A 26911-nucleotide genomic window follows, 5' to 3' on the forward strand; every position below is an offset into this window, starting at 1 on the left:
ATTATGGGCACCAACAATACGAGATTGGAAGACTTGGCAAGGCTGGCCGGGGTGTCGATCTCGACCGTGTCGCGTGCGCTCAACGACCATCCGCTGATCAGCCTGAATACCAAGAAGAAAGTCTGGGCTCTCGCGCGCGAGCATAATTATCCCTTCCGCAACAATATGGCGGCCGCGCCGGTGGGCGCCGAAGGGTCGATCGTCGTCGTCACCCCGCACATGCACGGCCGCCCGCTGCCGCTGTCGCATCCCTTCTTCCTCGAACTGCTCGCGAGCATCGGCGAGGCAGCGCGTGCGCGCGACTGCGATTTTACCGTCAGCCATACCGCGCCGCGCGATGTCGACGACCTGATCGCCGTGATGAACAGCAGCCGCGCCAATGGCGTGATCTTCCTTGGGCAAAGCATGCTCCACGACGGCTTCAACCAGCTCGCCGAGGCGAACAGCAATTTCGTCGTGTGGGGCGCACACCTGCCCGGGCAGAAATATCGCTCGGTCGGGTCGGATAATGTGCTCGGCGGCCGCCGCGCAACGCTCCATCTCGCGCGCCTCGATCGCAAGGCGATCGCCTTCGTGGGGTCGAGCGATCCCGAGGCGATGCAGCGGCGCCAGGGCTATCTGGAAGCGCTTGAATCGAATGGGCTGGATGCGGACCCCGCGCTCGACATCCGCGTCGACTTCGGCTTCGAATCAGCCGAACGCGCGCTCAGCCAACTGCTCGCGCGCGGTCGGAAGTTCGACGGCCTCGTCGCGTCGAGCGACCTCATCGCGCTCGGCGCCATCCGCGCGCTGCGCAAGGCCAATTTGTCAGTCCCCAAGGACGTCTCGGTCGTCGGTTATGACGACATGCTGCTCGCGCGGCTGAGCACCCCCGCGCTGACGACGATCCAGCAGGATACGCTGGAGGCGGGCCGCCGGCTCGTGTCGCAGGTCATGGACGCGCATTCCGAACAGTTTCTCGACTATCTGCCGACGCACCTGATCGTCCGCGAATCCTGCGGCGCCTGACCGCGCCGCCGCGCTCTGGCGGGGCTGTCCGGCCCTGGTTGACGCACCATCCTATCGCGGTTTGGGCACCGAGATGTAAACACCACCGGTGTTCGGATCGACCGAGAGATGGGGCGAGCTCGTGCATGGGAAGGCGACGTTCATCGCCATCAGAAACAGATGGTGCGTGGACAATTGCCGGGTCTGCGGATTGTCGCGAAGGAACTTGTGAAACACGTCGCGATACTGCTCATACGTCGCGCCTGCCTGCGGGCAATACACAGCCTCTTCGGGCGATTTCCCCGTGTTCATGACGGGCGCATCGGCGATGCCCATGAAATACCCGATGCAAGCGCTATAATCCTTCGGACCCGCGACGCATTGGCTGTAATAGGAATTGCCGCCGGCAAGGCTTTCGCGCGCCTGAAAGGCCGCGGCGTCGGCCGGCGACAGTGCCACGAACAGGGCTGGAGCAATCAACCGCTTCATTCGCCCTCCCCAGGGATTTTCCTCTACCAGCGTCATATACCCGATGTGCTGCTGGCACCTAATGTTATGAAGCGCTGTCGGGCCGATACATCGATCTGCCCTGAAATGCGCCAACTATTAGTCCTGCCAAACAGATCGAAATTGCTCACGCTGCCTGCTAGGACTGCCGGCTGAAGGGATCAACGTGTTCGACTTCCTTGTGTTTCTGGCCATCATTGTCCTGTTCATCCTGTTGATGGAAACCCGCGGCCGGTTGAAGCGCGCCGAGGCGACGCTGCTGGAGGCGGCCAGGCGGATCGGCGCGCTGCAGCGCGGGGATGCGGATGCTGCGGAGATCGTGGAAGCCATCCACGACGCTCCTGCTCCGGTCCAGCGCCAGCCCGCCGTCGCCGCCGATGCAGTATCGCCCGCCGCGCGATCGGCCGCCCCCGTCGAGACGGCCGACACCATCAGCTCGCCGCCCGCACCCGCCGTTGCCGCGGCGCCTTCGCCGAAACCGCCAAAGGCACCCGCTGCGGCGGGACGGACCGTCAATCTCGCATCGCGGTTCGAGAATCTGTTCGGAAAGACGCTGCCGATCTGGGCCGGCGGACTTACCCTCGCAATCGCCGGCGTCCTGATCGTTCGCTATGCGATCGATGTCGGCTTCTTTGCGCGCATCTTCACGCCCGGCGTGCAGATCGTCGCGGGCCTGCTGTTCGGCTTCGCACTGATCGGCGGCGCCGAATATGCATGGCGTAACGAAGAAAAATTGCGCGACGTTCGCGTGCCGCAGGCGCTTGCGGGCGCCGGCATCGCGACGCTCTATGCCGCGATCATGGTCGCGGCGAACGTCTATCAGCTGGTCGGGCCGCTGCTCGCCTTTCTCGCGCTCGCGCTCGTCACCGCCGCAGCGCTCGGCCTGTCGCTCCGGTTCGGCCCGCCGAGCGCGCTGCTCGGCCTTGCGGGCGGACTGGCGGCGCCTGCGATGGTCGGAGCGGTCGAACCCAATGTGCCGCTGCTCGCGGTCTATCTCGCGTTGACGATTGCCGGGCTTGCCGGGGTTGCGCGCGCGCGGCGCTGGCCGTGGCTCGCGCTCGCCGCGCTGATCGGCGGAATCGGCTGGGGGCTATGGATGGTCCTCGCGAGCGCGGCGCTCGATGTCGCCGCGGCGCTCTCGATCGGCGGCTTTGTCCTTCTTCTCGCGATCGCGTTGCCGATGATGGCGTTCGAGGGGCCGCGTTCGACGCTGCTGCGCGCCGCCTCCGCGGTCGTCGGCGCGCTCCAGCTGGCGCTGCTCGTTGGCTATGGCGGCTTCGTGCCGCTTCACTGGGGCCTGTTCGTGCTCATCGCCGCCGCGGGGCAATGGCTTGCCTGGCGCGAGCGCGGCTTCGCGATCGTTCCGGCGATCAGCCTGCTGCTCTCGCTGGCCCTGCTGGTCGCCTGGCCCGATCCCACGCCCTTCTGGTTCGGCCTGATCGGACTGTCGCTGCTGATCATCCACGCGCTGCCGCTCCTTGTGCGGATGTGGGCGATCCCCGGAAAGCTGCGTCCGACGCTTGAACTTTGCGCGATCGCGATCGCTGCGGCGCCGCTGACGAAATGGCATTTCTGGGGTGTCGCCGACGGGTCGCTCGCCTTGGTGGCGCTCGGCGGCGCGCTGCTGACCGCAACCGCCATCGGTCGCGGCTGGAAGGTCGAAGGGCGAACAAGCGACGGCCGTATGGCGTGGCTGGCGGCGACGGTGGGCGCGCTGCTCGCGCTCGCCATTCTCCTCATCATTCCCGCGTGGCTCGCGCCGCTTGGCATCGCAGCAGTGGCAGCCGCGCTGCTCTTCTTCGCAAAGGCCGCGCTCGACCCGCGCATCGAACGCGTCGCGGCGGGCTTCGTCGGCGCCGCACTGGTCGCGCTGGTCACGACATCGCGCGCCTTGGCCGAACTGCCGCGGCTGTTCGAGGGTGCGGATAACGCCGACGGCATGGCGATAATCCGCTGGGTCGGCCTTGCCTTCGCCGCGCTGCTGTTCGCGGTTCGCGGCGAAGGCGCCATCTTGCGCCGGCTGGGTCAGATTGCCGCGGCATTATTCGCTTACGGCGCGTTCGCGCAGCTCGTCCCCGCGAACGCGTTGATGCTCGTTCCGGCGCTGGGCGGGGCGGCCGTGCTTCTTGCCACACGGCGCGTCGCCTTGCGCCGCGTCGACGGCGCGGCGGCCAGCCTTGCCGCGCTCAGCCTTGCGTGGGCGGCGCTCCCGATGATCCTCTGGTCGACGAAAGCATCGCTATCGCTCGTCGGTGTCCCGATGCAATTCGACGTCGCGCTGCTAACGGTCGAGCCGTTGCTGCTGCGGCTGCTGCTTCCCGCATTGCTGTTCGCGATACCGGTCTGGCTGATCCGCGGCGCACTCCCGCGTTGGCTGTGGATCGCCGCCCTCAGCCTCGCCGCCATAGTCGGGGGCGTCGCCGTCCATTCGCTCTATCGCATCGGCTTCGCTGCGATAGCGGGCGAGGACTTTGTCGCGACGGGCATGCTTCAGCGGCTATTGTGGGAAGCGTTGTTGATCGGCGCGGGCTGGTTCGCGATGGTGCGCGGGATGACCGGCATCGCCCGTCCGCTGCTTGTCGCGAGCACCGCCCACGCGCTCTTCTACGGCCTCATCCTGCACAATCCCTTGTGGTCGGCGCAAGCGGTCGGCGGCTGGCCGCTCGTCAACCTGCTCGTCCCGCTCTTCATGCTGCCGTGGCTGGGGCTGACGCGGATGCCGGCGCTGTTCGCCAGGACACCGGCAGAGCTCGACCGCGCGATCCAGATTATAACGATGCTGCTCGTCGTGGGCTTTGCGTGGGCGACGCTTCGCCAGCTGTTCCACGGCGCGCTGCTCGCCCAGCCGGGCGTCACCGAGGCGGAAAATATCCTGCGGTCGATCCTCCTCCTCGCGCTCGCGCTCGGCTTCCTCCTCTGGGGCATCCGGGCCAAGCGCCACGACTGGCGCATCGCGTCGCTGGTGCTGATGATCGGCGCGGCGGGCAAGGTCTTCCTCTTCGACGCCTCGGGGCTTGAAGGGCTTGCGCGGATCGGCTCGTTCGTCGCGCTCGGTTTCAGCCTGATCGGCATCGGCTGGCTCTACAGCCGCCAGCTCGCCCCCGACCGCGACGATCCCGCTCCGGCATCGGCCTGAAGCACCCCGACAAGCCAGAGAATCGAAACGATGTTGCGTAGCCTGCCCCCCGTCCCGGCCTGGTCCTCGGCGCTGATCGCCGCGCTCGTCGGTTTTGGCGGAACGATCGCGCTCGTCGTCCAGGCGATGCGCAACCTCGGCGCCTCGGCCGACCAGACGGGTTCGGCGGTCACCGCCACCGGATCGGGACTGACGCTGTTCGGGCTCGGATCGGCCTTCTGCGGGCTTGTCGTCGGCTTTCTGGCGCTGGCAGCGAGCCGATGGCTAACGACGCGGGCCTGAAATTCAGGTGATGCCGCGCAGCTATTCGTGCCGGAGCGCGTCGATCGGATCGAGCTTTGAAGCCCGCCGCGCGGGATAAAAGCCGAAGGTGATCCCCATCAATGCCGAGAACAGGAAGCTCAGCGCGTTGACCAGCGGATCGAACAGGAAAGGCACGTCGATCACCCCGGCCATGCTCCACGAAAGCAGGAAGGCGAGCGCGATGCCGACGACCCCGCCGAAGCAGCAGAGGACCACGGCTTCGGTCAGGAATTGCAGCTGGACCTCGCGCGCGAGCGCGCCGATCGCAAGGCGAATGCCGATCTCGCGCGTTCGTTCGGTGACCGAGACGAGCATGATGTTCATAATACCGATCCCGCCGACGAGCAGGCTGATCCCCGCGATCACCGCGACCATCGCGGTCAGCGCCCCGGTCGCGGCGCCCAGTGCCTGGTTGACCTGCGCGGTGTCGACGACGTTGAAGTCGTTGGCGGCGGTTCCCTGTAACAATCGCCGTTCGCGCAGCAGCCCGACGAGCGAAGCCTGGATCGTCGCGCTCGAATAAGCGCTGTCATATTTGATCACGAAATATTGCAGGTCGTCGTTGCCGCTAAAGCGCCTCTGCACGGTCTTGAGCGGCATCATCACGACATTGTCGCTGTCCTGATCGGGCCCGCCGCCCTCGCCGCGTTCCTTCAGCATGCCGACCACGGTGCAGGAGACATTGTCGAGCCGGATTTTCGCGCCGAGCGGGCTCGCACCCGCAACAAAGATCGCCTGCCGCACCTTGGGGCCGACCAGACAGACGCTCTTGCCCGCGCTCTCTTCCTCGGCCGAGAAGCTACGCCCCTCCTCGACCTCGACCGACCGTGCGCGAAGGAAGGCATTTTCGACGCCCTGCACGCTCGTCTGCCAGCTCTGCCCATTGTGGAAGGCGGTCGCGCTCGCGGATACGCTGCCCGACACATCCTCGACCCCGGCGATCTGGTTTCGCGCGGCGTCGATGTCGTCCTGCTTGAACGGCCGCGGCGCGCCGCGATCGCCGCGGACCGGAAAGACGATCAGCACATTCGATCCCAGCGAGGAGATCTGGCTCTTGACCGACGCGGTTACGCCGTTGCCCAGCGTCACCATCGTGATGACCGCAGCGACGCCGATGATGATCCCGAGCGTCGTCAGGAAGGACCGCAGCAGGTGCCGCCGGATTTCGCGGAAGGCGAGGAGCAAAGTCGCGCCGAACATGCCGAGCATCAGCCAGCCTCCCCGGCGGCAGTTCGCGTGCGATGCTCGACGCTCTCGACCAGTCCGTCGCGAAACCGGAACACGGTCCGCGCGAATGCGGCCATTTCCTCTTCGTGCGTCACCATCAATATGGTGATGCCCTCGCCGTTGAGCCGGGTGAGCAATTGCATGATCTCGATCGAGCGTTCGGTATCGAGGTTGCCCGTCGGCTCGTCGGCGAGCAGCACCGCGGGTTCAGTGACGAGCGCGCGCGCGATGGCGACGCGCTGTTGCTGGCCGCCCGACAGTTCGGCGGGCGTATGATCGGCCCACGGCGCCAGCCCGACCTGATCGAGCGCGCGCATCGCGGCGGCGTGGCGCACCGCCTTCTTCTCGCCGCGATAGAGCAAGGGCAGTTCGACATTTTCGACCGCCGTCGTCCGCGCGAGCAGGTTGAAACCCTGGAACACGAAGCCGAGATAGCGGCGGCGCAGCAGGCTGCGCTGGTCGCGATCGAGCGCCTGCACCTCGACCCCGCGAAAGCGGAAGATGCCGCTCGTCGGCACGTCGAGGCAGCCGAGGACGTTCATCGTCGTCGACTTGCCCGAACCCGAAGGCCCCATCACCGCGACGAAATCGGCCCGCTCGACGCGCATGTCGACGCCCTTCAGCGCCTGAAAAGCCGCCTCGCCCTTGCCGAAGGTCTTGGTAATGCCTTCCAGTTCGATCAGCGGTGGCTTCGAGGACGGATCGGCGCTCACTGGGGCGCGGCCGCCTTGCCCGTCACGACCTTCATGCCCGCCTGCAATTGCTTCGACGTCACCGCGGTCAGGCGTCCGTCGCTCTCGCCCGTAACGACGTCGATCGGCTTCAGCTTGCCATCGGCCTGCAAAACCCAGACCCGCTGCCGGCTGCCCGCGCCGATCGTCGCGCGCTGCTCATTCTGCTCGAGCCCGATTTCGGGATTGAGCACGCTCGCCTCGCCCTTCTCCTTTGCGTCGGGCTGGAAGCGCAAGGCGCCGTTGGGGACCAGAAGCTGCTTGCCCGTGCTTCCGGTGGCGATCGTTGCGGTGGCGGTCATCCCCGGTCGCAAAACGCCCTCGGCATTGGCGACGGCGAGCCGTGCCTCGTAACTGACGACGGCGTTGCTGCCCGCGGTCGCCGCGGACGCCTGCTGGCTCGCCTGCGACGCGGTGTTGCTCGATGCCTGATCGACGCGTTCGACGCGCGCGGGGAAGCGACGGCCCGGATAGGCGTCGACGGTGAAGCTCGCCCCCTGCCCCTCGCGCACCTGCCCGACATCGGCCTCGTCGATTTCGACGCGAAGCTGCATCGCGGACAGATCCTCGGCGAGGATGAACAGGGTCGGGGTGTTGAAGCTCGCCGCGACGGTCTGCCCCGGCTCGACCTGCCGCGCGAGTACGACGCCCGAGACCGGCGAGCGGATCACCGCGCGGTTGCGGTTGGTGATCGCCGACGACAGCTGCGCCTCGACCGCGCGGACGTTCGCGTTCGCCGCCGCGACGCCTGCGACGTCGCGCTTGACCGCGCCCTTGGCCTGATCGAACTCGACTTGCGACGGCACCTTGCCGCCCGAAATGCGAAAGACATTCTCCAGCCGCGCGAGCTGCGCGCGGTCGACGTCGAGCGTCGCCTGCGCCTGCGCCACCTGCGCGCGCGCCGCGTTCAGATTGGCCTGCGCCTGCGTGATCTGATCCTCGATCACGTCGGTGTTGATCTGCGCCAGCACCTGCCCCTGCGTCACGCGGTCGTTCACATCGACATAGATATGGTCGATCTTGCCCGACACTTCGGACCCGACCTCGACCTGATTGGTCGGGCGCAGATTGCCCGTCGCGGTCACGCTGAGCACCAGCGAACGCTGGGCGACCGCCTCGGTGATATATTTCGGTTCGCCGCCCCCGCGCGAAAAGGTCGCGACGCCGAGCAGCACGAGGAGCACCAGCAACGCCGGCAGCCAATATTTCATCCAGCGCCGCCAGCGCGGGCGGGGTTTGGCACCGAGGAATTCGTCGAGTTCCTGCGGCTCGGTTGCGGTGTCGGTCATTGTGGCAATCCCCCATCCGGACCAAGGTTGGCCGGACCAAGGCTATCCGGACCCAAATTCGTGTCGCTCACCCCGCCGCCGAGCGCCTGGTTCAGCGCGATGAAGGCATTGGCGCGCTCGGCCTCGCTGGCGGCGAGCGCGTTGCGCGCGCCGAGCAATTGGCTCTCGGCAGTGAGCAGCGTCTGGAAATCGATCAGCCCCGACTGATACTGGCTGCGCGCGAGCAAGGCGGCGTTGTTCGCGGCCTCGAGCGCGGTGCCGAAAAGAAGGACACGCTCGCGGGCCGCCGTCGACGCGACCGCGGCGCTTTCCACATCCTCGAGCGCAGCAAGGATCGCCTGCTCCCACGCCGCGAGCGACGCCTTCGCCGAAGCCTCGGCGCCGGCAACCTGCGCACGGGCGCGCCCGCCGTCGAATACAAGCTGGCCGACCCCGGCGAATAGGCCGCCGGTGACGACGTCGAACAGATTGTCGATCCCGAACGAAGAGGTTCCGATATTGCCCGTCAGCCGGACGAGCGGCAGCAATTGCGCGCGCGCGACGCCGATGCGCGCGGTATCGGCAAGCAGCGCGGCTTCGGCCTGGCGCACGTCGGGCCGGTTGCGCAGGATCGCCGCGGGCGTTTCGAGCCCCGCCGCCTCGGGCGGAACGGGGATCGGACGGGCATCGGCTTCCAGCGCGGCGCGCACCGCGCCGGGCGGTTCGCCGATCAGCGTCGAAATGGTGTTCGCCGTCTGCGCGAAATCGCGTTCAAGGGCGGGGATGCTCGCCGCGGTCTGCGCGCGCTGCGCGGCGGCCTGCTCGACGTCGAGGCTGGACACGAGACCCGCCTGCAGGCGCCAGCGCGCGATTTGCAGATTTTCGTCCTGGATCGTCAGCGTTTCGCGCGCGATCGCGCGCTGCACGGCAAGCGCGCGCGCCGAAACCGTTACCTGCGCCACTTGCCCGGCGATCAGCCGCCGCAAGTCGGCAAGGCCATAGCCCGCCGCCGCGAGGTCGGCGCGCGACGCCGCGACACTGTTGCTGATCCGGCCGAAGAGGTCGATTTCCCATTGCGCGTCGGCGCCGAGCGAGAATTGCAGCCGGTCATCAGCGAGGTCGCCGACGTTGCGCCGGACGCCGCCCGAGGCGTCGATCTGCGGCAGGAAGCTGGCACGCGCTGCGCGCACGCCCGCACGCGCCTGCGCCACGCGCGCGGCCGCCTGCACGATGTCGCGGTTGTTCGCCAGCGCGCGCTCGACATGGCGATCGACCAGCGGGTCGTTCAGCCGGGTCCAATAGCTTGCGGCATCCGCCGGAAGTGCCTGCGCGCCGGCCGACCAATGGTCTGGCAAGGCAATGGCGGGCCGCGGAGCGGTCTGCATGGTGGTCGGGGCGCAGGCAGCAAGCCCGCCGGCAAGGGCCGTAACGAGCAGCCACCGCATTCCAGCTTTTCGTATTCGCCCCCTCAAAACTGTTGAAGCCTTGGCTTTTTCACATGTGAAACCGGCGAGGCCATAATGTATTGAATGGGCATAATTTCCGGGCGAGACAATATCAAATCGCCCCGGATCGAAACCATTTCTCTTCTATTTCTAATTCTCTAGCCCAATTGGCCCGCGTCCGGCGGGGCTAGAACCACGCCTTCACCCCGACGACCAGACTGACGCTGCCGGCATCCTCGCCGCCCGCGCGGGCGAAACGCGCGGTATGCGGACGATCTCGTATCGCATCCGCAGGCCGAGTTCGACGTCGGACAGGCCCGAACCTCGGTCTCGGCAACGACCAGATCGCAATCTGCGGCTCGAAACTTGCGCTCGAGCATGCCCTCGTTCGGGGTGACCGCCACCCCGGCGGGGTGGTGCCCAGTTTTGACCGATTTTGGTGCCCCTGGCCGGACTCGAACCAGCACTCCTTGCGGAACCGCATTTTGAGTGCGGCGCGTCTACCAATTTCACCACAGGGGCTCCGCGCCTGACAAAGCCAGATGCGAAGACTTCCCGGGATCGTGGCCAGCCACGATCAGGAAGGCCGCCCCGATAAGCCGGGACGCCCTCTTTTGCCAAGCTATTTCTTGAGCTCTTTCGCCAGCGTCTTCGCGGTCGCCTTGCCATAGGGCGGCTTGAAGCCCGCAAGCCCCGCGACATCGAGCTTGGGCTGGCGATAGACCGCGCGCGCATGGCTGAAGGTGCGGAAACCGTCGACCCCGTGATAATTGCCCATCCCCGACGGCCCGACCCCGCCGAAGGGCAGATCCTCCATCGCGTTGTGAAACAATACGTCGTTGACCGTGACGCCGCCCGAGATCGTCCGCGTCAGCACGCGGTCCTCCTCGCTCTTGTCCTGCCCGAAATAATAAAGGCCGAGCGGGCGGTCGTTGGCATTCACATAATCGATCGCGTCGTCGATATTCTTGTAGGTCTTCACCGGCAGGATCGGGCCGAAGATTTCCTCCTGCATCACCTTCATGTCGTCGGTCGGATTGCGAACGATGTGGAGCGGCATCTTGTGGCCGTTCGAGCTCGCAAAATCCTCCGCGCCTGGATTGACCTCGATCACCTCGGCGCCCTTTTCGCGTGCGTCGGCGAGATAGGATTGCAGCCGGTCGTAATTGCGCGTGTTGACGACCGAGGTGTAATCGTCATTGGCGAGCAAGGTCGGATAAAGCGCGGCCGCGCCCTTGGTGACGCTGTCGATCACGTCGCCTTCCTGATCCTCGGCGACGAGCAGATAGTCGGGCGCGAGGCAGATCTGCCCCGCGTTCATCATCTTGCCGAGCGCGACACGCTGACCGACAAGATCCTTGTTTGCGCTACGCCCGATGAAGGTCGGCGACTTGCCGCCGAGTTCGAGCGTCACGGGCACCAGATTATCCGCCGCGGCGCGCATGATATGGCGCCCGACGCTGGTCGCGCCGGTGAAGATCATATGGTCGAAGGCGAGTTTCGAGAAGGCCACGCCGACATCGGCATCGCCCGTAAAAACCGCCATTTCGTTCTCGTCGAAATAGTCGTGAACGAGCCGCGCCATCAGCGCCGAGACATTCTCGGTGAATTCGCTCGGCTTGATCATCGCGCGATTGCCCGCGGCGAGCACGCCCGCCATCGGCACGAAGACCATGCCGACGGGGAAATTCCACGGCGCGACGATCCCGACGACGCCCTTCGGCTGAAAGACGACCTCGGCCTTGGCGCCGAGCAGCCCGAGCGGGAAGGTCGGCTTGCGTTTTTCGCCCTTCGACCAGGCGGCCATATGCTTCTTCGCATGCTTCAATGCGCTGACCGAGGGCATGATGTCGGTCATCAGCGTCTGCTCGCGGCTGCGATGGCCGAAGTCCTCGCTCACCGCCTTCGCGAAATCCTCTTTATTATCGACGAGCAGCGCGATCGCACGGTCGATGCGGTCGGTGCGGACGCTCAGGCTTTCGGGCATCGCCGCGGTAAAGCTCGCTTTCTGCGCCGCCAGCACCTTGTGCATGCGCGCCGTTTCGCCGGCAATGTCCTGCTTGATCGCGCTAGCCATGACCCGTCTCCCCTAACCCTGTGCGGGCGTGTTTGATCATGCCGTGCGGCGGGTTGCAAGATGAAACGGGCCACCCATCTCTTCCCTGCCCCTTTCGCAAGTGCAGCAAAAACGCTAAGCGACCCGCCGACGTATCTTTCCCCACCGGAGTCTCTCGATATGACCGCCACCGATCCCGTCGTTTTCCTCTCCTACGCCCGCACCCCGATGGGCAGCATGCAGGGCAGCCTGTCGGACGCGAGCGCGACCGATCTCGGCGCCACGGCGGTCAAGGCGGCGGTCGAGCGCGCGGGCGTGTCGGGCGACGATATCGAGCGTATCTATATGGGCTGTGTGCTTCCCGCAGGTCTCGGCCAGGCGCCGGCGCGTCAGGCGGCGATCAAGGCGGGCCTGCCCAAGTCGGTTCAGGCAACGACCGTCAACAAGGTGTGCGGTTCGGGCATGCAGACCGTGATCATGGGCGCCGAAGCGCTCGCCGCGGGCAGCGTCGACCTGATCGTCGCGGGCGGCATGGAATCGATGACCAACGCGCCGTATCTGCTCAAGAAGCATCGTTCGGGCGCGCGCATCGGCCATGACACCGCCTATGACCATATGTTCCTCGACGGTCTGGAAGACGCCTATGAAGCCGGCCGCGCGATGGGCACTTTCGCGCAGGACACCGCCGACGCCTATCAGCTCAGCCGTCAGGCGCAGGACGATTATACGCTCGAATCGCTGAGCCGCGCCAAGGCCGCGATCAGCGACGGCGCGTTTGCCGCTGAAATCGCGCCGGTCACTATCGCGGGCCGCAAGGGCGACGTGATCGTCGACACCGACGAAGCGCCGGGCAAGGCGATGCCCGACAAGATTCCGACGCTGAAGCCCGCCTTCGCCAAGGACGGCACGATCACCGCCGCGACCAGCTCGTCGATTTCGGACGGTGCCGCCGCCGTCGTGCTGACGCGCCAGTCGGTCGCCGATGCCAAGGGCGCAAAGCCCGTCGCCCGCCTCGTCGCGCACGCTGCGCACGCGCAGGAGCCGAAGGATTTCACCGTCGCCCCCGTCGGGGCGATCAACAAGCTGCTCGCGAAGACCGGCTGGTCGATCGGCGATGTCGACCTGTTCGAAGTCAACGAAGCCTTTGCCTGCGTCGCGATGTTCGCGATGCACGACCTTGGCATCCCGCACGAGAAGATCAACGTCCACGGCGGCGCGACCGCGCTGGGTCATCCGATCGGCGCCAGCGGCACGCGCATCATCACGACGCTGATCGCGGCGCTCCAGCGCCACGGCAAGACGCGCGGCATCGCCAGCCTCTGCATCGGCGGCGGCGAAGCGACCGCGGTTGCGATCGAACTCGTCTGAACCCATCACTCTCTCGTCATTGCGAGGAGCGAAGCGACGCGGCAATCCAGAGTGTGCGGTAACCGCGCTGGATTGCTTCGCTTCGCTCGCAATGACGAAGAGGAATGGTTCCGACCAAACAACTCGCAAGCGAAACGCTCCACCGCAATGCCGCGACATTTTGCGACACTAATGTCCTGAAAATAAACGGCGCATTCCGGCTCCGTTCAAACGGGCCGGCCTATTCCATCCTTGTCATCGGGCAGATCCCCTCCCCCTGACCGACTGAAAAGGAATGGCACAATGAAGAGCAAATTTCTCACCGCCGGCCTGATCGCCGCGATGATGGTCCCCGCCATGGCGCAGGCCCAGACCCGCGAGATCCGCGAAGATCGCCGCGACGTCCGCGAAGAGCAGCGCGAATTGCGCAACGCCCAACGCTATGGCGACCGCGACGATGTGCGCGAAGAACGCCGCGAATATCGCGACGCGCGCCAGGAACTGCGCGAAGACCGTCGCGACTGGCGCCAGGATCGTCGCTATTCAAACTATCGCGCGCCGTTCAAATATCAGCAGTTCCGCATCGGTTCGACCCTGCGTTCGAACTATTACGCGCCCAGCTATCGTCCGAGCTGGGACAGCCGCTGGGGCGTGCCGCGCGCCGGTCGCAACCTGACCTATGTGCGCCACTATAACGACCTGCTGCTCGTCAATGAACGCAATGGCCGGGTCGTGAAGGTTTATCGCAACCACTTCAACTGGCGCCGCTAAACGATCGATATTCTTTCGTTTCAAAGAGGGTCGATGGGCAACCATCGGCCCTCTTTTTCGCCCGGCGATTGTCGTTGCGGCACGCTTACGAAGGGCATAACCTGCTCGAATTCTTGTGGGGAGATGTCGACATGAAAAAGCTGCTCCTGCTGGCCGCGCTGACCGCGCTGTCGGCCTGTTCGCAAAAAGCCGAAGAGTCGAAGGATACCGCCCCCGCGCCCGCCGAAACGGCAGCGCCTGCGCCGGCGGCCAACCCGGGGACGGCGCCGGGCAGCTATGACGTCAAGATGGCCGACGGCACGACGGCCTCGACGGTCATCAACGCCGACGGAACCTATGCCGACATCGATGCGACAGGAAAGACCGTCAAAAAGGGCAAGTTCGTGCACAAGGACGGCAAGGATTGCTTCGATCCCGACGGCGACGAAGCCGAGGAATGCTGGAGCCTGTCGCCCATTGCCGCGGATGGCAGCTTCACCGCAACAAACCCCGAAGGAACAGCGGTGATCGTCACGCCCAAGAAGAGCTGACCCTAGCAGTCGAATCCGGGACCACCGGCCGATATTCGGAGCGCGGTCAGTCGCCCCAGATATGGTCGGTCTGGATCCAGCCCTTGCGGCCCTTGACGTCGAACAGGCACCAGCCGTCCTTGCAGTCGGTGATCCGGCCGACGACGCCGGGCTCGGCGCGATACGCAACCCCCGCCGAAACGCTGGCGTCTTCGCGAAGCGGGCGGATTTCGGCGGTGACGATCGCAGTCCTGGTTCGGCTGAGCAAACGCGCCGCCATCCAGCCCTGCGTTCCATCGGGATCCTCGATCTTGCGCCAGGTTTCAAACCGCGCGACGACTTTGACCGGCAGGTCCTTGCGCCGATACTCCCAGATCACCGGGACGTGGGGCGACGGCCCCTTGCGCATCCGCGCCTCGTCGACGCTGATCGACGCCCAATAGGGCAATTGCGGGTCGGATTGCGCCGATGCCGGTCCCACCACGGCAAGGCTGAGCAAGATCATTGCAAATTTTCGGCTGGTCATAACCAACCCTTGTCAAAATCGGCGGGCATTATCAACCGGTCGCACGTCGCAAACGGTCCGCCGTCCACTGTTATCCGCGCGACTTCCCCTTGACCCCTTCGCATCGGCGCGCTCTATCGGCGGCCATGCCCGATTCATCCCGTCCGAAACGCCCGCGCGTCATCGTTACCCGCCAGTTGATGCCGCATGTCGAGGGCCGCATGGCCGAATTGTTCGACGTGTCGCTGTCGGCGCGCGACGCGGCTTTTACCCGCGATGAATTGAAGGCCGCGGTTGCCGACTGCGATGTCTTCGTGCCGACCGTTACCGACGAGATCGACGCGGACATCATCGGCGCCGCGGGCGACCGGCTGAAACTGATCGCCAATTTCGGCGCCGGGGTCGACCATATCGACCTCGCCGCCGCGCGCGCCAAGGGCATCATGGTGTCGAACACCCCGGGCGTGTTCACCGAGGACACCGCCGACATGACGATGGCGCTGATCCTCAGCGTCCCGCGCCGGCTGGCCGAGGGCGAGAAACTGATGCGCTCGGGGCTATGGGCGGGTTGGGCGCCGAGCGCGATGCTCGGCCACCGCGTCGGCGGAAAATTGCTCGGCATCATCGGCATGGGGCGTATCGGCCTCGCGGTGGCGCGCCGCGCCCGCGCCTTCGGGCTGTCGATCCATTATCACAACCGCCGCCGTCTGCCCGAAGCGATCGAGGAGGAATTGGGCGCGAGCTATCACGCCAGCGTCGATACGCTGCTGCGGATCAGCGACGTCGTGACGATCCACTGTCCGCACACCGCCGAAACGCACGAGATGGTCAACGCGGCGCGGATCGGCGCGATGAAGCCGACCGCTTATCTGATCAACACCGCGCGCGGCGAAATCGTCGACGAAAAGGCGTTGGTCGCCGCGCTCCAGACCGGCCGCATCGCAGGCGCCGGGCTCGACGTCTATACGCACGAGCCCGCCGTCGATCCCGCGCTGCTCGCGCTTCAGAATGTCGTGCTGCTCCCGCACCTCGGATCGGCGACGATCGAGGGCCGCGAAGCCTCGGGCGAAAAGGTCATCGCCAACATCCGCGCCTGGTGCGACGGCCACCGCCCGCCCGATCAGGTGCTGGAGGGGTGGGCCTAGGTTCGCCGCTCAACGCCGGTTCAATGACGCTCTGGATTGCTTCGTCGCTGCGCTCCTCGCAATGACGAGGCTTCCTAATGCACCGTCATTGCGAGCGTAGCGAAGCAATCCAGAGCGTTCATTCGCTGCCGTCGAGAATATCCAGCCACAAGTCGCGCCAAAGCGGATTCTCCGTCTCAATCAGCGCAATCTTCTTAGCGCGGCTTCCCGCCTTAATCTGCTTCTCCCGCCCGATGGCGGTTTCCATCATCGCATGCATCTCGAACCAAACGAGCATCTTGCAATCGTAGCGCGTCGAAAAGCCCCCAGCCCTTCGCGATGCTACCAAACACGCTGGACTAGGTTCGACGTCACACCGGTAAGACCGTGCCGTTGCGCCGGTTCGCCATGATATAAACCGCTGGCAGACGTTCGCGCATGGCCACTCTGGATTGCTTCGCTTCGCTCGCAATGACGAAGGAATTTAATCCCCCGTCAAAATCCGGTCGACGAGCTGCTTCACCGTCGGGGTGAAGTTGTTCGAATAAAAGGGGTCGGTCTTGAAATTGAATGCGGCGTGGCCCGCAAACATCAGATTTTGCTCGGGGTCGCCGCCGTGCGCGATGTCCTGCAGCGTCTTCTGGATACAGAAGCTGCGCGGGTCGGCGAGGTAGCCGGTGGTGTAATCGTCATGGTCCTTCCACGACGAAAAGCCGCAATGCGACAGGCAGCCCATGCAATCGGTCTGGTCCTTGCGGATCACCGCCTTGTCGTCGTCGGTGACGAAAACGACGGTGTTGTCGGGGGTCTTCAGCGCTTCGGTATAGCCTTCGGCCGCCCAGTCGCGTGCCCTTGCCCGATCATGCGGAGTGACCCAGAAATTCTTGCCCTTCACCCCGACATCGAGCTGGACGATATGATCGCCCGCTTCCTGCTTCGAATAGGGGATCTGGCGTTCCGAGCGCGCTTCGAGATCGCGCAAAAAGGGCGTGCGCACCGCGCTCGAGTAAAAGCCGGTGGGCGAAAAACGGTGAAGCAGCACATCGCCGTCGTCGAGCGTGCGGAGGCGGTCTTTCCACGCCTGCGGGATCGGGCTTTCCTCGGTCAGCAGCGGCCGCGTGCCGTACTGGAAAACGATCTGACCGAGTTCGGGATTGTCGATCCAATTCTCCCAGTCGCGCAGATACCAGACGCCGCCGGCCATCACGATCGGCACGCTGTCGGCAATCCCCTCGGCGCGCATTGTCTCGCGCACCGCGGCGACGCGCGGATAGGGGTCTTGCGGCACCAGCGGGTCTTCGGCGTTCGACAGGCCGTTATGGCCGCCGGCGAGCCAGGGATCCTCGTAAACCACCGCTCCGAGCAGATGCGGCACCTTGTGATAGGCGCGTTTCCACAGCGCGCGAAAGGCGCGCGCCGAGCTGATGATCGGCAGGTACATCACATTGTGGCGCTCGGCGATTTCGCTGAGCTTGTACGGCATGCCCGCACCGCAGGTGACCCCCGCGACCATTCCCTTGGTGCGCGCGAGCACGCCTTCGAGAATCTGCTGCGCGCCGCCCATTTCCCACAGCACATTGATGTTGATCGCGCCCTTGCCGCCCGACACCTCATAGGCGCGCTCGACCTGCGCGACCGCGCCGTCGATGCCATATTTGATCAGCTCTTCGTGGCGTTCCTTGCGCGTCAGCGTGTGATAGATCTGGGGAATGATCTTGCCTTCGGCGTCATAGCTGTCGGCATTGACCGCCGACACGGTGCCGATCCCGCCGGCGGCCGCCCATGCACCGCTCGACATATGGTTGGTCGCCGACACGCCCTTGCCACCCTCGACCAGCGGCCAGACCTCGCGTCCGCCATAAAGGATGGGCTTCAAACCTTTGAACATTCTAAATCTCTTTCTCTCCACCGGTCGCGTCCCGCGTACCGGCCCCCTTGGCCGTTTCCGTAAGCGGAACACGGCCGTGAAAGTCAATGGGGGCGCCGCCTAATCCCCGGAGAAAAGGCGGCGTCCTGCAAGCGCCCGACCATAGAGATTTTCATACCCGGCGACCATGGTAGATTCGTCGAAGCGTTCGGCGGCAACGCGCCGATTGGCCGCGCCGACATCCGCACGCAGATCGGCATTGCCGGCGAGTTCGGTCAGGGCGCCGCGGAACGCAGCCTCATCGGCAGCGATGAAACGGCGGTTTTCGTCCGACACCATTGCCGCAACGTCGCCGACCTGGGGGCTGACCACGGGCAAGCCCGCCGCCATCGCCTCGATCACCGCAATCGGCGCCTGTTCGCTGCGCGACGACAGCGCGAGCAGGTCGAAATGTCCGATCCAGCACGCGGGTTCCGCCATGAAGCCCGGCATCACCAGCCGCTCGCCCATCCCGCAAGCAGCCGCTTCGGCTATGATCGCCACGCGCTCGGGCCCTTCGCCGACGATGACCAGCCGGACATGCGCGGGCAACGCCGCGACCGCGCGGACGAGCCGCGGCAAGTCCTTGACCTTGCGCAGCCCCGCGACGGTGCCGATCACCACCTCGCCCTCGCGCCGTTCGAAACCGGGAATCGCCACCGAAGGCGCATCTGCATAAGCGGCGACGTCGATCCCGTTGCGGATCAATCGCGTGCGCCGCTTTGCCCCCCACTCGTCCGCCGCGATGCGCTCCAGCAAAGTCGAAGGCACGACCAGCGCCTCGGCGGTCGGCAACGCCAGCCTGCGAAAGCCGTTCCGCTTCCAGTTGCGCCTGATGCTCTCGTCTTCGTTGAAGCCATCCTCGTGATGGATCAGCGGGGGAAGCCCGCGAAAAGACGCAAAAATGCGGTGTGCCATCACCCCGTCCATCGATCCCCAATTATAGCTGAGGACCAGGTCGAACTGGCGCATATAGCGCGCAAGATCGCGGTAGCGCGTGGGTCCGGGCTTGCCATGCAGCGCGGGCGCGTCGGCCGGAAACGCAACGTCGATCTCCCGATCGATCGCATCGCGCGCGCCCAAAGCCTCTGGCACCGCCGACAGGATGGTGTGGCGCGCGCGCAGCCCCATCAAATTCATCAACCGGACGGCGCGCGCCTCCTTCCCGCCCAGCGAGAAGCTCGAATGGAGATGGAGCAGGCGAGCGGGACGATTGCCGGTCACGCGGCGGGCAATTCCGCCGCCCAGGCATCGATCGCGGCCCGCGCCTCGGGCTCGTCCATCGTCGGCGCATGCCCGACCCCCGGCACCTCGACCAGCCGCGCGCGCGGAAGTTCGGCGACCATCTTCTCGCCCGCCGATCGCGCAAGGATGTCCGACAGCTGACCGCGCAGGATCAGCAGCGGGATATTGCCCAGCGCACGGTATACCGGCCACAGGTCCATCGCCGCATCGCCGCCGCCGGGGACGCGCAGCGGCGCCGCGATCTGCTTGTCATAATCGGTGACGATGCGGCCTTCGGCGGTCAGCCGGTGCGTGCGCTTCGTCAGCCGCAGCCAGTCGTGGATTTCATACCCCGGATAGACCGCGCCGTTGAGTTCGGCGAAGGCGCGCGCCGCGTGCATCCACGTCGGCTGGCTGCCGCCCGCACCAATATAATCGCGGATTCGCTCCAGCCCGGCGGTCTGGAGTTCGGGGCCGACGTCGTTCAGCACCGCGCCGACGAGCCGCCCCGGCAGCGCCGCCGCCAACAACATCGCGACCAGCCCGCCAAGCGAGGTGCCGATCGTCGCAAAACGCTCGATCCCCAGCTCGCCCAGCATCGCGACGACGTCCTGCATATAGGTCAGCGGCACGTAAGTCATCGGATCCTTGGCAAAAGCGCTTTCGCCGCGCCCGCGAAACTCGATCACGATGATCTTGCGATATTGCGCAACATGCGGTGCGAGGTCCTCGAAATCGCGGGCATTGCGCGCGAGGCCCGGCATGCACAGTAGCGGCGGCGCGCTTTCGCTGCCCTCCGGTCCGGCATAGATGCGCGCGTGCAGCCGGACGCCATCGGACGACCACCAATATTGGTCCGACCAGTCGCGGCGCCCATCCTGCTTTGCATCCTGCTGGGCCAATATGGCACGTCCCCTTGCTTGGCTTTTCGTCTGCCCCGGCAAGCGGGACTCATCCCGCGTCTATCGCCAACCACGCCGCGCGGCGCAAGCAATCCGTCGCATAGGCCCGCGACAGGTTGCCGCCACCGGCTTTCGCCGATAAGAGCCGAGCGGCATGAGCGAGACCCTGCTTTCCTTCGAACCCGCAACCGGCGAAGAGCTTTGGCGCGGTCCGGTCAGCAATATCGACGACGAGGTCGCTATCGCGCGCCGCGCATGGCCCGAATGGGCCGCAAAACCCGTCTCCTTCCGCACCGAAACGCTGCGCCGCTTCGTCGACCGCGTGAAGGCCGAGGGCGAGGCGTTCGCCGACCTGATCGCGCGCGAGACCGGAAAACCACTGTGGGAAGCGCGCACCGAAGTCGAATCGGTGACGAACAAGGTCGATATTTCGGTCAAAGCCTATGCCGAACGCACGCCCAATCGCCGCATCGAGGGCGCGATGGGGCTGCGCAACGCGGTGCGTCACAAGCCGCATGGAGCGGTCGCGGTGCTCGGCCCGTATAATTTCCCGGCGCATTTGCCGAACGGCCATATCGTCCCGGCGCTGATCGCCGGCAATTCGGTGCTGTTCAAACCGTCCGAAAAAACTCCCGCTGTCGGGGCCAAGCTCGTCGAGCTGTTCCACAGCGCGGGGGTGCCGCAGGACGTGCTCCGCCTCATTGTCGGCGGCCCCGAAACGGGCAAGGCACTCGCGGGACACGAGGGCATCGACGGACTGCTCTTCACCGGCTCGGCGCGCACCGGCCTCGCGCTCAACCGCCAGTTCGCGGGCCAGCCGGGCAAGATGCTCGCGCTCGAAATGGGCGGGAACAACCCGATCGTCGTGTGGGACACCGCCGACCTCCGCACCGCCGCGATCATCGTCGTGCAGTCGGCGTTCCTCAGCGCCGGGCAACGGTGCAGCAACGCGCGGCGGCTGATCGTGCGCGACAGCCTTGCCGACAAGCTGATCGAGGAGGTGCGCGATCTTGCGGGCCGGCTGATCGTCGACCATCCGCACGCCGACCCCGCCCCCTATATGGGCCCGGTGATCGATAACGAAGCCGCCGACGGCCTGACCGAAAGCTTTCTGGTCCTGATGTCGAACGGCGGTCAGGTGATCCGCCACATGACCCGCCCTGTCGCGGGCCGCCCCTTCCTGACCCCCGGCATCATCGACGTCACTGGCATGCCCGAGCGCCCCGATATCGAGCTGTTCGGTCCATTGCTGCAAGTCATCCGCGTCGATAGTTTCGAAGCCGCGATCGCCGAGGCAAACAACACCGCCTTCGGCCTCTCGGCGTCGCTGATCGGCGGCACGCCGCAGCTTTACGACCAGTTCTGGGCCAATGCGCGCGCGGGCGTGATCAACTGGAACCGCCCGACCAATGGCGCCTCCTCCGCCGCGCCCTTTGGCGGGATCGGCCTGTCGGGCAACCACCGGCCCAGCGCCTTCTATGCCGCCGACTATTGCGCCTATCCGGTGGCGTCGGCGGAAAGCGATACGATGCGCGCCTCGATCGGCGTCGGCCTGCGCGATCCCGAAGGCTCGCAACTGGTGCTCAAGAACTACAATTAGGCCACCCCAATTTTACCTTCACCGGTGTCAAAAAAGCCTGCTTTGCCATGCGGGCAGGCGCGGACCATTTACGGTGCATGGAAAAGACGCTCCCTCCTGTTGGCAAGCTGTGGCTCGTCGGCGCCGGTCCCGGCGACCCTGACCTGCTCACGCTGCGCGCCGCGCGGCTGCTCGAAAGCGCCGACCTGGTGGTCCACGACGGGCTCGTCGGCGAGGGTGTCCTCGCGCTGATCCCGCCGCATGTGGAACGGATCAGCGTCGCCAAGCAGCGCAGCCGCCACACGATGAAGCAGGAACTGATCAACGAACTGCTCGTCCGCGAAGCGCTCGCCGGCAAACAGGTCGTGCGCCTGAAGGGCGGCGATCCCTTCATCTTCGGCCGCGGCGGCGAAGAGCTCGACGCCGCGCGCGAAGCCGGCGTCACCTGCGAAGTCGTCCCCGGCATCACCGCCGCTGCGGGCTGCGCCGCGCAGGCGGGCCTCCCCCTCACCCACCGTGAGGACGCCAGCGCGGTCAGCTTCGTCGCCGGCCAATGCAAGGATTTGACCGATCAGGACTGGTCGGGGCTCGCGGGCCATTGCCGCACGCTGGTCATCTACATGGGCCTCGCGACCGCCAGCGCGATCGCCGACAAGCTGATCGCCGACGGCGTTTCGCCCGATCTGCCCGTCGCGGTGATCGAGCGCGGCACAACCGCCGAGGCGCGCGTCCTGCGCACGCTGCTTACCGATCTCGGCGACCTTGTTGCACGCGAGAAAGTTAAAAGCCCCGCACTGATCATCGTCGGCAAGGTCGCGGCGCGCGCCGATGCGCTCGACTGCCTCGGCGCACCAGGCGTTGCCGAACAAATAAGGGATTTCACATGAAGCTGCTCACGGGCAATGACCTGAAAACAGGATTTGTCACCTGGTGGACGGGTAGCGACTGGTCGCTGCACATCGAGGACGCCGCCGATGTCGGCGAGCATGGCGAGGCGATCCTTGCCGCCGAGGAAGGCGCGCGCCGCGTCAACGCCCCCTATATCATCAACGGCGAACAAGCCGCCGACGGCCCGCGCCCCGCGCATATCAAGGACCGCATCCGCGCGCTCGGCCCGACCGTGCGCCCCGACCTGACGTTAAAACCCGCCGATCCCGCGGCCGGCGACTGGGTGATCTGACATGTATAAATATGACGAATATGACCATGCGATGGTCGACGCGCGTGTCGCCGAATTCAGCGACCAGGTCCGCCGCCGCCTGGCGGGCGAAATCACCGAGGATCAGTTCAAGCCGCTGCGGCTGATGAACGGCCTCTATCTTCAGCTTCACGCCTATATGCTGCGCGTCGCGGTGCCGTACGGGACGCTCGACAGCCGCCAGATGCGCATGCTTGCGCATATCGCGCGCAAGTACGACCGCGATTACGGCCATTTCACCACCCGCCAGAATATCCAGTATAACTGGATCAAGCTGGAGGATGCGCCCGCGATCCTCGAAGATCTGGCGTCGGTAGGGATGCACGCGATCCAGACGAGCGGCAATTGCATCCGCAACATCAGCTCGGACCAGTGGGCCGGCGCCGCCGCGGACGAAATCACCGACCCGCGCCCGTGGGCCGAGCTGCTTCGCCAATGGTCGAGCTTCCACCCCGAATTCAGCTATTTGCCGCGCAAGTTCAAGATCGCGGTGATAGCGGCGGACGAGGATCGCGCGGCGATGCGCCTCCACGACATCGGCATCCAGATCGTCGAGAAGGACGGGCAGCACGGTGCCGCCTTCTACGTCGGCGGCGGCATGGGCCGCACTCCGATGATTGCGCCTCTGATCAAGGATTTCGTGCCGCTGGACGACATGCTGAGCTATGCCGAGGCGTGCCTGCGCGTCTACAACCGCTACGGCCGCCGCGACAATATCTACAAGGCGCGGATCAAGATCCTCATCCACGAACTCGGCGCCGACGAATATCGCCGCCAGGTCGAGGAAGAATTCGTCCATGTGAAGGCGCTCGGCATCGACCCGCCGAAGGCCGAATTCGACCGCATCGCCGCGCAGTTCGCACCGCCGCCGTTCGACGCCTCGGCCCCCGACGCGATCGACCGCAACGATCCCGACTTCGCGGTCTGGGTCGATCAGAATGTCGCGGCGCACAAAGTGCCCGGCCATGCGATCGTCAACATCAGCCTGAAGCCCGTCGGCGGCATCCCCGGCGACGCCAGCTCGGCACAGATCGACCTGATGGCCGACCTCGCCCAGACATACAGCCATGACGAGCTGCGCGTCACCCACGCGCAGAACATCGTACTGCCGCACGTCCGCAAGGCCGATCTCTATGCGGTCTGGCAGGCGCTCGATGCTGCGGGGCTCGCGACGCCGAACCTCGACCTGATCAGCGACATCATCGCCTGCCCCGGCCTCGATTATTGCAGCCTCGCCAATGCGCGTTCGATCCCGGTCGCGCAGAAGATCGCGACGCGCTTTTCGGACCTCGGCCGCCAGAAGGAACTGGGCGAACTCAAGCTCAAGATTTCGGGCTGCATCAACGCCTGCGGGCATCACCACGCCGGCCACATCGGCATCCTCGGCGTCGACCGCAAAGGCACCGAAAACTATCAGCTGTCGCTCGGCGGCTCGGGCGCGGAGGACGTCAGCCTCGGCACGATCACCGGCCCTGGCTTCGACGAGGACGGCGTCGTCGATGCGATCGAGCGCGTCACCGACAAATATCTTGCGACGCGCACCGAAGGCGAACGCTTCGTCGACACCTTCCGCCGCGTCGGCATGGCCCCCTTCAAGGAGGCGATCTATGGTTGAGCATATCCATTCCGACGGCGAAGAACCCGCGGTCACCCTCGACGCCTTCCTGTCGCAGTCGAACGCGACCGCGGTGCGGCTCGAACCCGATGAGGACGCGCGCGCGCTGATCCCGCATCTCGACCGGCTTGCGCTGATCGAAGTCGCGTTTCCGAAGTTCCGCGATGGCCGCGGCTATTCGTCGGCGCGCATCCTGCGCGAGGCGGGCTATGCCGGCGAACTGCGCGCGCAGGGCGACGTCCTCGTCGACCAGATCGCCTATATGAAGCGCTGCGGCTTCGATACTTTCGCGCCCGAAAAGGAACTCAATTCGGCCGATGTCGAAGCGGCGCTCGCGCGTTGGCCCGAACATTATCAGGGCGCCGCCGACGGCGCGGTGCCGATCTGGAAATTGCGGCATGGCTAGCAAGACCGCACCCCCCAAACGCTCCGACGACCGCACCCGCGACCGGATCGACGTAGCACCGCGCTTCACGCAGGCCGACGTCATTCGCCTCAACAACCTCTTCCGCGGCCAGGACGCCGCCGAAGTGGTGACAAGCGTGATCGGCGCGGGCCTGCTGGGCGAGACCGGAATCGTCTCGAGCTTCGGCGCCGAAAGCGCGGTGCTGCTCCATCTGGTGACGCGCGCCGCGCCCGACATGCCGGTGCTGTTTCTCGATACCGGCAAGCATTTTCCCGAAACGCTCGCTTATCGCGACGAACTGGCCGCGAAGCTGGGGCTCAACATCGTCAACCTGACGCCCGACGCCGAAGACCTCGCCGCAAAGGACGCAACCGAACTCCGCTGGTCGTACGACCCCGACGGCTGCTGCGAAATCCGCAAGGTCAAACCGCTCGAAAAGGGGCTCGCCGATTTCGACACCTCGATCACCGGCCGCAAGGGTTTCCAGTCGTCGACGCGGCAGGGCCTTGCGCGCTTCGAACTCGACGGTTCGACCGGCCGGCTGAAGTTCAACCCGCTCGCCAACTGGACGCGCGACGAACTCGATGCCTATTTCGAGGCGCACGACCTACCGCGCCACCCGCTCGAGGCCGAAGGCTATCCGTCGATCGGCTGCTCGCCGTGCACATCGAAGGTCCAGCAAGGCGAAGACCCGCGCTCGGGCCGCTGGCGCGGCTGGGACAAGACCGAATGCGGCATCCACACCGAAGTGACGCCGATAGACGACGATCCCGCAAACGACCCGGCGTTCTGAGCGCGGCGCGGCGCGGCGCAATTGCCCGAGCAACGCAACATAGAAATTTCCGTGATTCCGCAAGCGAATCTGGTAAGCTGCCTCCAATTGAAATTTTGTGAGCAAAAGATGGCTATTTCTTTGGAAGGCAAGTGGCACTCGGGCTTGGCATTCGATCTGCACACCATTTCGAGCACGCATCTAGGGGTCGATGAATTTGGTCATGACCGTTTCGAAAATACGCGCAGCGAAATGGGTGAGCTGGTCTATCAGCTAAAATACAGATACGACAAAGCGAGCCTGTCGAAGATCGTATCTTTGCTCGACAAGATCAAGGGCATTGAGAAGTTTGACTATATCGCGCCGATCCCACCTACAAACAAGAAACGCCCTTTCCAGCCTGTAGAACTCATAGCGCATGCCTTGGGCGAACGCCGGGGCGTCAAGGTTGTGCCCCACCTTTTTACAAACGACGGCGATGAGGAACTAAAAGGGATTAGCGATCCTGTGGAACGCGTCGAACGTCTACAAAAGGCTATCAAGCTGGCCAATGGCACTGATGTTTCGAGAAAAAAGATACTTCTCGTGGATGATCTGTATCGATCAGGCACGACCCTGCGCGTCGTCACCGACCTTCTATACGACAAAGGCAAGGCCGAAAAAGTTTCGGTGCTCACAATGACAAAAACACGGAGCAACCGATGACCAAGGTCTTCCTTTCTGGCTCGCGTAAGATAAATCGCATAAATGATGCTATTCGGCAGCGCATCGATAATATACTCGAAAAGAATTTTGACATTATAGTCGGCGACGCGAACGGCGCCGACAAAGCGATGCAATCCTATCTCGCGGACAGGCAATACCCAAGCGTTACAGTCTATTTCGTCGGCACTAACTATCGAAACAACGTTGGAGAATGGACTACCGTACGCGTACCAGCGCCTTCACACGCGACAGGGAGAGAATTCTATACTTTGAAAGATAAGGAGATGGCTCGAGATGCAGATTTCGGGCTTGTGTTATGGGATGGGAAAAGCCCTGGCTCGATCAGCAACGTTCTTGAGATGCTGAAAATCGATAAGAAAGTGGTGGTATATTTCGGGCCGGAGAAGCAGTTTTATACCATCTCTAACGGCGACGACGTACAGCGACTTATCGAAAAATGTGAACCAGATGCGCTCAGCGAGATAAATCGCAAAGTAAAGCTAGCCGGTTCTTTGCGCGACATCGATAACGCGAGACAGTCCAGTTTAGTTCTCTAAATCACCTAAGCAGTCGGTAGTCGTCCTACCTCGATTGTGAAAGACATGACCCCTCACTCATAATCCTCGAACGCCATGCTGTCGTCGGCAAGGTCGCTGAACTTCGTCGTCTTCGCCTCGAAGTGCAGGCG

General features: G+C 64.9%; 26 protein-coding genes and 1 tRNA gene. 15 read left to right on the forward strand and 12 right to left on the reverse strand.

Annotated elements, in window-relative coordinates:
- Positions 1–3 precede the first annotated feature (3 nt).
- Positions 4–1008 carry a LacI family DNA-binding transcriptional regulator gene (locus ACREBX_RS19575; protein WP_431563405.1) on the forward strand — a complete coding sequence of 335 codons (1005 nt, stop codon included), beginning with the start codon at positions 4–6 and terminating at the stop codon, positions 1006–1008.
- A gap of 51 nt (positions 1009–1059) precedes the next feature.
- On the opposite strand, the gene ACREBX_RS19580 is transcribed toward ACREBX_RS19575, so the two are convergent.
- Positions 1060–1476: a Rap1a/Tai family immunity protein gene (locus tag ACREBX_RS19580; RefSeq protein WP_431563406.1), complete on the reverse strand. Its 417-nt coding sequence runs from the start codon at positions 1474–1476 to the stop codon at positions 1060–1062.
- A gap of 184 nt (positions 1477–1660) precedes the next feature.
- On the opposite strand from ACREBX_RS19580, the gene ACREBX_RS19585 reads away from it, so the two are divergent.
- Both ACREBX_RS19585 and ACREBX_RS19590 read left to right on the forward strand, forming a co-directional pair.
- Positions 1661–4630 (forward strand): DUF2339 domain-containing protein, encoded by a 2970-nt coding sequence (locus ACREBX_RS19585; protein ID WP_431563407.1) that lies wholly within the window; start codon positions 1661–1663, stop codon positions 4628–4630.
- Positions 4631–4660: 30 nt separating this feature from the next.
- Positions 4661–4912, forward strand: coding sequence for a hypothetical protein (locus ACREBX_RS19590; protein WP_431563408.1), 252 nt, complete (start codon positions 4661–4663; stop codon positions 4910–4912).
- 21 nt (positions 4913–4933) lie between these two features.
- Here the strand turns inward: ACREBX_RS19590 and ACREBX_RS19595 are convergent, their stop codons facing one another.
- The 6 genes from ACREBX_RS19595 to ACREBX_RS19620 all read right to left on the reverse strand — a co-directional run bounded on the left by ACREBX_RS19595 (position 4934) and on the right by ACREBX_RS19620 (position 11681).
- Positions 4934–6133 (reverse strand): ABC transporter permease, encoded by a 1200-nt coding sequence (locus ACREBX_RS19595; protein WP_431563430.1) that lies wholly within the window; start codon positions 6131–6133, stop codon positions 4934–4936.
- Positions 6134–6141: 8 nt separating this feature from the next.
- Positions 6142–6873 carry an ABC transporter ATP-binding protein gene (locus ACREBX_RS19600; protein WP_431563409.1) on the reverse strand — a complete coding sequence of 244 codons (732 nt, stop codon included), beginning with the start codon at positions 6871–6873 and terminating at the stop codon, positions 6142–6144.
- Positions 6870–8180 carry an efflux RND transporter periplasmic adaptor subunit gene (locus ACREBX_RS19605; protein ID WP_431563410.1) on the reverse strand — a complete coding sequence of 437 codons (1311 nt, stop codon included), beginning with the start codon at positions 8178–8180 and terminating at the stop codon, positions 6870–6872. Before ACREBX_RS19605 ends, ACREBX_RS19600 begins: the two co-directional genes overlap by 4 nt.
- Positions 8177–9604, reverse strand: a complete 1428-nt coding sequence (locus tag ACREBX_RS19610; protein ID WP_431563411.1) for an efflux transporter outer membrane subunit — start codon at positions 9602–9604, stop codon at positions 8177–8179. Before ACREBX_RS19610 ends, ACREBX_RS19605 begins: the two co-directional genes overlap by 4 nt.
- A gap of 437 nt (positions 9605–10041) precedes the next feature.
- Positions 10042–10126: transfer RNA gene (locus ACREBX_RS19615), tRNA-Leu, on the reverse strand.
- A 100-nt stretch (positions 10127–10226) separates the two neighbouring features.
- The gene (locus ACREBX_RS19620) at positions 10227–11681 is read right to left on the reverse strand and encodes a coniferyl aldehyde dehydrogenase (protein WP_431563412.1); all 1455 of its coding nucleotides are present in this window, start codon (positions 11679–11681) and stop codon (positions 10227–10229) included.
- A gap of 159 nt (positions 11682–11840) precedes the next feature.
- Here ACREBX_RS19620 and ACREBX_RS19625 point away from each other — a divergent pair, with 159 nt between their 5' ends.
- From ACREBX_RS19625 to ACREBX_RS19635, 3 genes are all read left to right on the forward strand, one after another.
- The gene (locus ACREBX_RS19625; protein ID WP_431563413.1) at positions 11841–13028 is read left to right on the forward strand and encodes an acetyl-CoA C-acyltransferase; all 1188 of its coding nucleotides are present in this window, start codon (positions 11841–11843) and stop codon (positions 13026–13028) included.
- A 282-nt stretch (positions 13029–13310) separates the two neighbouring features.
- A complete protein-coding gene (locus ACREBX_RS19630) occupies positions 13311–13778 on the forward strand; it encodes a hypothetical protein (RefSeq protein WP_431563414.1) in 468 nt (155 codons plus the stop codon).
- 131 nt (positions 13779–13909) lie between these two features.
- Complete coding sequence (locus ACREBX_RS19635) at positions 13910–14308, forward strand: hypothetical protein (RefSeq protein ID WP_431563415.1); 399 nt, start codon at positions 13910–13912, stop codon at positions 14306–14308.
- 46 nt (positions 14309–14354) lie between these two features.
- On the opposite strand, the gene ACREBX_RS19640 is transcribed toward ACREBX_RS19635, so the two are convergent.
- A complete protein-coding gene (locus ACREBX_RS19640; RefSeq protein ID WP_431563416.1) occupies positions 14355–14813 on the reverse strand; it encodes an SH3 domain-containing protein in 459 nt (152 codons plus the stop codon).
- Positions 14814–14938: 125 nt separating this feature from the next.
- Here ACREBX_RS19640 and ACREBX_RS19645 point away from each other — a divergent pair, with 125 nt between their 5' ends.
- On the forward strand, positions 14939–15937 hold the full coding sequence (locus ACREBX_RS19645) for a 2-hydroxyacid dehydrogenase (protein WP_431563417.1): 999 nt from the start codon (positions 14939–14941) through the stop codon (positions 15935–15937).
- A 118-nt stretch (positions 15938–16055) separates the two neighbouring features.
- Here ACREBX_RS19645 and ACREBX_RS19650 read toward each other — a convergent pair whose 3' ends face one another.
- The 4 genes from ACREBX_RS19650 to ACREBX_RS19665 form a co-directional block, all read right to left on the reverse strand.
- Positions 16056–16187, reverse strand: a complete 132-nt coding sequence (locus ACREBX_RS19650; protein ID WP_431563418.1) for a hypothetical protein — start codon at positions 16185–16187, stop codon at positions 16056–16058.
- A gap of 213 nt (positions 16188–16400) precedes the next feature.
- On the reverse strand, positions 16401–17804 hold the full coding sequence (locus ACREBX_RS19655; protein ID WP_431563419.1) for an NAD(P)H-dependent flavin oxidoreductase: 1404 nt from the start codon (positions 17802–17804) through the stop codon (positions 16401–16403).
- Between the two features lie 99 nt (positions 17805–17903).
- Positions 17904–19046, reverse strand: coding sequence for a glycosyltransferase family 4 protein (locus ACREBX_RS19660; RefSeq protein WP_431563420.1), 1143 nt, complete (start codon positions 19044–19046; stop codon positions 17904–17906).
- Complete coding sequence (locus ACREBX_RS19665; RefSeq protein WP_431563421.1) at positions 19043–19948, reverse strand: alpha/beta fold hydrolase; 906 nt, start codon at positions 19946–19948, stop codon at positions 19043–19045. The genes ACREBX_RS19660 and ACREBX_RS19665 overlap by 4 nt, the downstream gene beginning before the upstream one ends.
- 154 nt (positions 19949–20102) lie before the next feature.
- Here ACREBX_RS19665 and astD point away from each other — a divergent pair, with 154 nt between their 5' ends.
- From astD to ACREBX_RS19705, 8 genes are all read left to right on the forward strand, one after another.
- Positions 20103–21548, forward strand: coding sequence for a succinylglutamate-semialdehyde dehydrogenase (gene astD / locus ACREBX_RS19670; protein WP_431563422.1), 1446 nt, complete (start codon positions 20103–20105; stop codon positions 21546–21548).
- 77 nt (positions 21549–21625) lie between these two features.
- Positions 21626–22414, forward strand: a complete 789-nt coding sequence (cobA, locus tag ACREBX_RS19675; protein WP_431563423.1) for a uroporphyrinogen-III C-methyltransferase — start codon at positions 21626–21628, stop codon at positions 22412–22414.
- Positions 22411–22707, forward strand: coding sequence for a DUF2849 domain-containing protein (locus ACREBX_RS19680; protein WP_431563424.1), 297 nt, complete (start codon positions 22411–22413; stop codon positions 22705–22707). The genes cobA and ACREBX_RS19680 overlap by 4 nt, the downstream gene beginning before the upstream one ends.
- A gap of 1 nt (position 22708) precedes the next feature.
- On the forward strand, positions 22709–24340 hold the full coding sequence (locus tag ACREBX_RS19685) for a nitrite/sulfite reductase (RefSeq protein ID WP_431563425.1): 1632 nt from the start codon (positions 22709–22711) through the stop codon (positions 24338–24340).
- Entirely contained in the window at positions 24333–24746 is a 414-nt protein-coding gene (locus ACREBX_RS19690; RefSeq protein ID WP_310254417.1) for a DUF934 domain-containing protein, read from the forward strand. Before ACREBX_RS19685 ends, ACREBX_RS19690 begins: the two co-directional genes overlap by 8 nt.
- Positions 24739–25539, forward strand: coding sequence for a phosphoadenylyl-sulfate reductase (locus ACREBX_RS19695; RefSeq protein ID WP_431563426.1), 801 nt, complete (start codon positions 24739–24741; stop codon positions 25537–25539). The genes ACREBX_RS19690 and ACREBX_RS19695 overlap by 8 nt, the downstream gene beginning before the upstream one ends.
- A 108-nt stretch (positions 25540–25647) precedes the next feature.
- Positions 25648–26223, forward strand: a complete 576-nt coding sequence (locus ACREBX_RS19700) for a ComF family protein (protein ID WP_431563427.1) — start codon at positions 25648–25650, stop codon at positions 26221–26223.
- The gene (locus ACREBX_RS19705) at positions 26220–26780 is read left to right on the forward strand and encodes a hypothetical protein (RefSeq protein WP_431563428.1); all 561 of its coding nucleotides are present in this window, start codon (positions 26220–26222) and stop codon (positions 26778–26780) included. Before ACREBX_RS19700 ends, ACREBX_RS19705 begins: the two co-directional genes overlap by 4 nt.
- The last annotated feature ends 131 nt before the right edge of the window (positions 26781–26911 follow it).

Origin of the sequence: Sphingopyxis sp. (assembly GCF_050725655.1) — a bacterium.
Taxonomy (GTDB): domain Bacteria; phylum Pseudomonadota; class Alphaproteobacteria; order Sphingomonadales; family Sphingomonadaceae; genus Sphingopyxis.

Excerpts from the sequence above, each read along its gene's own strand:
- ACREBX_RS19575 (WP_431563405.1), top strand. The coding sequence starts at position 4 with ATGGGCACCAACAATACGAGATTGGAAGACTTGGCAAGGCTGGCCGGG.
- ACREBX_RS19580 (WP_431563406.1), bottom strand. The coding sequence starts at position 1,476 with ATGAAGCGGTTGATTGCTCCAGCCCTGTTCGTGGCACTGTCGCCGGCC.
- ACREBX_RS19590 (WP_431563408.1), top strand. The coding sequence starts at position 4,661 with ATGTTGCGTAGCCTGCCCCCCGTCCCGGCCTGGTCCTCGGCGCTGATC.
- ACREBX_RS19595 (WP_431563430.1), bottom strand. The coding sequence starts at position 6,133 with ATGTTCGGCGCGACTTTGCTCCTCGCCTTCCGCGAAATCCGGCGGCAC.
- ACREBX_RS19605 (WP_431563410.1), bottom strand. The coding sequence starts at position 8,180 with ATGACCGACACCGCAACCGAGCCGCAGGAACTCGACGAATTCCTCGGT.
- ACREBX_RS19610 (WP_431563411.1), bottom strand. The coding sequence starts at position 9,604 with ATGCGGTGGCTGCTCGTTACGGCCCTTGCCGGCGGGCTTGCTGCCTGC.
- ACREBX_RS19620 (WP_431563412.1), bottom strand. The coding sequence starts at position 11,681 with ATGGCTAGCGCGATCAAGCAGGACATTGCCGGCGAAACGGCGCGCATG.
- ACREBX_RS19625 (WP_431563413.1), top strand. The coding sequence starts at position 11,841 with ATGACCGCCACCGATCCCGTCGTTTTCCTCTCCTACGCCCGCACCCCG.
- ACREBX_RS19630 (WP_431563414.1), top strand. The coding sequence starts at position 13,311 with ATGAAGAGCAAATTTCTCACCGCCGGCCTGATCGCCGCGATGATGGTC.
- ACREBX_RS19635 (WP_431563415.1), top strand. The coding sequence starts at position 13,910 with ATGAAAAAGCTGCTCCTGCTGGCCGCGCTGACCGCGCTGTCGGCCTGT.
- ACREBX_RS19640 (WP_431563416.1), bottom strand. The coding sequence starts at position 14,813 with ATGACCAGCCGAAAATTTGCAATGATCTTGCTCAGCCTTGCCGTGGTG.
- ACREBX_RS19645 (WP_431563417.1), top strand. The coding sequence starts at position 14,939 with ATGCCCGATTCATCCCGTCCGAAACGCCCGCGCGTCATCGTTACCCGC.
- ACREBX_RS19650 (WP_431563418.1), bottom strand. The coding sequence starts at position 16,187 with ATGATGGAAACCGCCATCGGGCGGGAGAAGCAGATTAAGGCGGGAAGC.
- ACREBX_RS19655 (WP_431563419.1), bottom strand. The coding sequence starts at position 17,804 with ATGTTCAAAGGTTTGAAGCCCATCCTTTATGGCGGACGCGAGGTCTGG.
- astD (WP_431563422.1), top strand. The coding sequence starts at position 20,103 with ATGAGCGAGACCCTGCTTTCCTTCGAACCCGCAACCGGCGAAGAGCTT.
- cobA (WP_431563423.1), top strand. The coding sequence starts at position 21,626 with ATGGAAAAGACGCTCCCTCCTGTTGGCAAGCTGTGGCTCGTCGGCGCC.
- ACREBX_RS19680 (WP_431563424.1), top strand. The coding sequence starts at position 22,411 with ATGAAGCTGCTCACGGGCAATGACCTGAAAACAGGATTTGTCACCTGG.
- ACREBX_RS19685 (WP_431563425.1), top strand. The coding sequence starts at position 22,709 with ATGTATAAATATGACGAATATGACCATGCGATGGTCGACGCGCGTGTC.
- ACREBX_RS19690 (WP_310254417.1), top strand. The coding sequence starts at position 24,333 with ATGGTTGAGCATATCCATTCCGACGGCGAAGAACCCGCGGTCACCCTC.
- ACREBX_RS19695 (WP_431563426.1), top strand. The coding sequence starts at position 24,739 with ATGGCTAGCAAGACCGCACCCCCCAAACGCTCCGACGACCGCACCCGC.
- ACREBX_RS19700 (WP_431563427.1), top strand. The coding sequence starts at position 25,648 with ATGGCTATTTCTTTGGAAGGCAAGTGGCACTCGGGCTTGGCATTCGAT.
- ACREBX_RS19705 (WP_431563428.1), top strand. The coding sequence starts at position 26,220 with ATGACCAAGGTCTTCCTTTCTGGCTCGCGTAAGATAAATCGCATAAAT.